Origin of the sequence: Streptomyces ossamyceticus, assembly GCF_001418475.1 — a bacterium.
Classification (GTDB): Bacteria; Actinomycetota; Actinomycetes; order Streptomycetales; family Streptomycetaceae; genus Streptomyces; species Streptomyces ossamyceticus.
Map to the genome: position 1 here is coordinate 4522 of NZ_LIQX01000663.1, position 273 is coordinate 4794.

General features: G+C 76.9%; 1 pseudogene. It reads left to right on the plus strand.

The features are described 5' to 3' along the window. Positions 1-125: 125 nt before the first annotated feature. Positions 126-273: pseudogene (locus AOK15_RS47900) on the plus strand (aspartate aminotransferase family protein); the annotation flags it as partial.

Below are 273 nucleotides of genomic sequence, written 5' to 3' on the forward strand. Positions count from 1 at the left end.
GGCCCGCGGCCCGTCGGCGGCCCAGGGCGGCGCCGTACGCTCTTTCGGTGGTATTCGGGGGCGGTTTCGGGGCCGAGCACCCAATCGGCGTACAAGATGGGACTCCCGCGCCCCGGAGGAACCCCATGACCAGCCCGCCCCTCGCCTCAGGCCCCCAAGGTCCCGACGCGCTGCGGCCGTTGGTCGATGTCGTGCTCGGCGCTCTGCGGGACGGGGCACGTGCGAGGGGCGGACCGCTGCCCGCCGGTGGGCCGGAGGCGGTCGCCGCGGCCG